Here is a 3,351-nt window from a genome sequence, read left to right on the forward strand (position 1 = left end):
AAGCGCCGGATGGAAATCGGCGGGGCGGGCGCCGTTGATGCAAGCCTGGACGATCATGGCGATGGCGATCCTGTTGCAATGCGAATCTAGCGCAGGCAGGGCAAAGCGGAAACGGCCGATCGTGAAGCTTGCTGACAGGGGCAAAGAGACCGATGCCAATCGCGGGCGGCTGCGGGACAGCACCCCCCTCTGGCCTGCCCGTCCTCCGCAACTGCTGCGGAGGGTGAACCGGCCATCTCCCCCACAAGGCAGGAGATCGGATGTCGCGCCGGCCTTCGCCAATCTTCCAGCGTTGAAGAAGGGCGCCGTCGCGGGAACGGCCCCTCTCCCCGCATAGTGACGGGGAGAGGGGCGCCTTCGCCGCGGGCTTCGCCAATCGCCGGCGTCGCAACATCGGACGAATAGATTTCGCTTGGACGATCTTTGCTACCCCAAATGCTCCGCCCTCAGCTTATCCTTCATCCGCGCCAGCACCGGCTCGCCGCCGGCCGCCAGCTCAGTGGCAATCCGGGCAAGATCATCGTTGGCCTTGCGATATTTGCTGCCCCACGCGCCGAGCGCCGCCAGTACCGGCAGTAGGTTGATGCCGGCTTCGGTCAGCCGGTAGATCGCTTTCAGCCCGTGGGTCGGGTCGTCGCTGCGGGTGAGGATGCCTTCCTCCTGCAGCGTCTGCAGCCGCTCGGCGAGCGTTCGCGACGAGATGCCTTCGTCCGACTGCAGGAACTCGCGAAAATGCCTTTTCCCGGCGAAGATAAGGTCGCGGATGATGAGCAGCGTCCAGCGGTCGCCGATAAGCTCGAGCGAAAGGCTGATCGGGCAGCCGGACCTTTCTCTGGTCGACATAAATTTGGTTCCATTTTTAAATCACTTTACTATTGACACCATTCGCCCAATGCGTCAACGGTTCCAAAAGTAAATCAATCGGAAACATGAGGAGGACCTGAGATGAAAAAGCTCATCCTGCAAATGCAGATGTCGGTCGACGGCTTCGTCGGCGCCGATGAAGATCGTCGCTGGCAACTTTGGGAATGGGGCGACGAGAGCGACTGGGACGACGAGCTGAAGCAGGACTTCAACGCCGCCTTCGAAACCGTCGACACCATCCTCTTGAGTCGCAAGATGGCCGAGGAGGGCTACCTCAACCACTGGAGCAATGCGGCGAGGAAATATCCGAAGGACCGCTTCTACGCCTTCGCCCAGCGCATCGTCGAAGCTGAGAAGGTGGTGCTGAGCGACAGGGTGAAGACCTCGCGGTGGGAACGCACGCGGATCGCCGGCGGCGACCTGCCGCGCGAGGTCAACGCGCTGAAGGCGGGCGAGGGCGGCAACATCGCCGTTTTCGGCGGCGCCGGCTTCGCCTCGGCACTGATCGCGGCCGGGCTGGTCGACGAGTTCCAGCTTTTCATCAATCCGGCGGTGCTGGGCGCCGGCCGCCGCATCTTCGACCAGGGCGGCTTCGCCAGACTGAAGCTCGTCGGCTCGAAAGCCTATGCCTGCGGCATGGTGGTGAATCGCTACGCGCCGGCCGTGCGAGGGGCCTGAATCAATCCGGCAGCGCGTCGTCTCAACCGTTTGTTCGTCCGCCATTTTCCGGCGGATGGCGAGGGACATTACCGCCTTGACGCCACCCCAGGAGGTTGATCTCCCGGCATTCCGCATCATCGTTGGCCGCGGCCGTGAACCGCCGGGCTTCAAGCGACGTCAGACCGATGAGCACGCGCCCGGCATGTTCGGCGGGTTTGTCATTGGTCGTGTCAAACACCGCCCAGCTATGATGAGGCGGCTCCTGCACCGCAACGAATCTCATTCGAGCCCCCGCTCTGAAGAGACGCTAATGTAGCAGACGCTTTCTGGCGGCGCTGTGACGAAGGCCACATAAACAAGAGGCGTCCACCGATTATTTTGGCCGGCGGACATCTGCCGGTCTGCGGTGCGCTTCGAGCTGCCTCACTGCCCCGCCTGGTCGGCGTCGGTCAACGTGCCGAGGAAGGCGACAATATCGTCGATCTCGGCGTCGGTCAGTGCCGGCTTGTCGCCGGGTTTCCTGCCGTTGAAGGGCGGGTCGGTGTTGAGGTTTCCCCAGTAAGCTTTTGGCAGGTCGTCGAATTTGTCGACCGTGCCGTCGGCACTCTTCGGATACCAGCGGCCGGGATCGCTGTCGCGGCTGGCGTAGAAGGCGACAGCCTCGCGCAGCGTGTGGAAGCGGCCGTTGTGGAAGAAGTTCTTGCGCAGCGCGACGTTGCGCAGCGTCGGCGTCTTGAACAGGCCGCAATATTCGGCCCGGCCCTTGAAGTCGCTGCGCAGCGGCCCGCACAGGCCGAGATCGACATAGGTGGGGTCGGCATTGGCGGGGATCGCCGGGTTGCGCGGCACGGCGATCGCGATCAGGCCGAAATCGGTGAATTGCGGCGGCTCGCCGTCATTGGCGGGCTCGCTCAGATGGCAGCTTGCGCAGTTGCCCTTGTTTCCATCCTCGAACAGCATGCGGCCGTGCAGCTCCTGTGCCGTCAACCGCGCCTTGCCGGCGAGGAAGGCGTCGTAGCGGCTGGAATAGGGATAGAAATCGGCGCTGCTTTGCTCGAAAGTGCCGAGCGCCTCGACCGCGGCGTCGAAGGCATCTTGCGGATGGTCGAAGACATCGTCACCGAACACAGCCTTGAAGGCATCGGCATAGGGCGCCTTGCGCAAGGCGGCGACAACGGCTCCCTCGTCCTTGTTGGCCATTTCGAAGGGAGACAGCAGCGGGATACTGGCCTGGTCCTTGCCGTGGTCGGCGCGCCCGTCCCAGGTCAGACCGCCGGTCGGGCCGTTGTCGACGCTTTCGTCGCCCTCGTCCTCGGAATCATAGAAATGCTCGGTGAAGGCGGGCGCCACCTGAAGGTAGCGCAGCGACGGCACGCCGCGCAGGCCGGGCTGGTCGAGATTCGGCCCGCCCAGCTCGACCGGCGCGGCGGAAGCCGGGCCGAAGGCATGGTTGGGATCGTGGCAGGACGAGCAAGCCTGCTTGCTCGAGGCCGACAGCGACGGATCGAAAAACATCTGCCGCCCGAGCGCCGTCAGCGCCTCGGCGCGGGCGAAGGCTTCCGCGCGTGCCATCGGGCCGGGATGGACACTGCCCGCCGGCACGCCGTCAGAGGGCCACAGGATGATGGTGGATGCAAGCGCCGCGAGCGCGGCGGGGTTCCATCGTGTCATGGCCGTCAGTCCCGTCTGCTATTGGCGCAGGCGCACATTGCCATGGATTGTTGACTGGCAAAACGCAATTGCCAAGCTGGATACGCCTCATCCGACCGCTTCGCAGACATCTCCTCTGCAATAGGAGAAAGATCCCATGAGGCGACGGGCGGCGGA

The 3,351-nt window shown here is 63.9% G+C and carries 4 protein-coding genes; 1 reads left to right on the forward strand and 3 read right to left on the reverse strand.

Annotation, left to right across the window (positions count from 1 at the left end; genetic code table 11):
* Positions 1–426: 426 nt before the first annotated feature.
* Entirely contained in the window at positions 427–843 is a 417-nt protein-coding gene (locus DH10_RS33360; RefSeq protein ID WP_192258076.1) for a winged helix-turn-helix transcriptional regulator, read from the reverse strand.
* A 102-nt stretch (positions 844–945) separates the two neighbouring features.
* On the opposite strand from DH10_RS33360, the gene DH10_RS33365 reads away from it, so the two are divergent.
* On the forward strand, positions 946–1,542 hold the full coding sequence (locus DH10_RS33365; protein ID WP_192258074.1) for a dihydrofolate reductase family protein: 597 nt from the start codon (positions 946–948) through the stop codon (positions 1,540–1,542).
* 22 nt (positions 1,543–1,564) lie between these two features.
* Here DH10_RS33365 and DH10_RS33370 read toward each other — a convergent pair whose 3' ends face one another.
* On the reverse strand, positions 1,565–1,807 hold the full coding sequence (locus DH10_RS33370; protein ID WP_192258072.1) for a hypothetical protein: 243 nt from the start codon (positions 1,805–1,807) through the stop codon (positions 1,565–1,567).
* A 140-nt stretch (positions 1,808–1,947) separates the two neighbouring features.
* Entirely contained in the window at positions 1,948–3,195 is a 1,248-nt protein-coding gene (locus DH10_RS33375) for a cytochrome-c peroxidase (RefSeq protein WP_192258070.1), read from the reverse strand.
* Positions 3,196–3,351: the final 156 nt, after the last annotated feature.

This window comes from Mesorhizobium silamurunense (assembly GCF_014843825.1).
GTDB lineage: Bacteria > Pseudomonadota > Alphaproteobacteria > Rhizobiales > Rhizobiaceae > Mesorhizobium > Mesorhizobium silamurunense.

What these genes read in the sequence shown, in the direction of transcription:
- DH10_RS33375 (WP_192258070.1), bottom strand. Translation starts at nt 3,195, where the DNA reads ATGACACGATGGAACCCCGCCGCGCTCGCGGCGCTTGCATCCACCATC.
- DH10_RS33360 (WP_192258076.1), bottom strand. Translation starts at nt 843, where the DNA reads ATGTCGACCAGAGAAAGGTCCGGCTGCCCGATCAGCCTTTCGCTCGAG.
- DH10_RS33370 (WP_192258072.1), bottom strand. Translation starts at nt 1,807, where the DNA reads ATGAGATTCGTTGCGGTGCAGGAGCCGCCTCATCATAGCTGGGCGGTG.
- DH10_RS33365 (WP_192258074.1), top strand. Translation starts at nt 946, where the DNA reads ATGAAAAAGCTCATCCTGCAAATGCAGATGTCGGTCGACGGCTTCGTC.